This window comes from Streptomyces sp. DH12, assembly GCF_020873895.1.
GTDB lineage: Bacteria > Actinomycetota > Actinomycetes > Streptomycetales > Streptomycetaceae > Streptomyces.
The window spans coordinates 1-450 of record NZ_JAHWGT010001098.1 but is presented as its reverse complement, the minus strand read 5'-3'; the positions used below and the strand labels follow the sequence as shown (position 1 = coordinate 450).

General features: G+C 68.9%; 1 pseudogene. It reads right to left on the bottom strand.

The features are described from left to right. A pseudogene (locus LPA54_RS38715) lies at positions 1 to 450 on the bottom strand (pyruvate, phosphate dikinase); the annotation flags it as partial.

Here is a 450-nt window from a genome sequence, read left to right as displayed (position 1 = left end):
GGCCAGGACCGCCCGGCGCAGCTGCTCGGCGGGGGACTGCGGGAAGTGCTCCCCGGTTTCCAGATGGATCAGGTTCTTGTACGTCTCGACCAGCTCGGTCAGGTCGGACGCCGTCAGGTGCACGTCGTCCCGCACACCGCGCAGGTCCTTCAGAAGGGCGAGGGAGCGTTCGAACAGGGAGGAGTCGACGCCCATGACCGTGCTGCCGAACATCTGGACGAGGCGGCGGTAGGAGTCCCAGGCGAAGCGTTCGCTGCCGGAGACCTTGGCCAGCCCGTGCACGGACTCGTCGTTCAGGCCGATGTCGAGGATCGTCTCCATCATGCCGGGCATGGAGAACTTCGCGCCGGAGCGGACGGACAGCAGCAGCGGGTCGTCCGGCTCTCCCAGCACCCGGCCGGCGGACGCTTCCAGGGCCGACAGGTGCGCGGAGACCTCCTCCCACAGGCC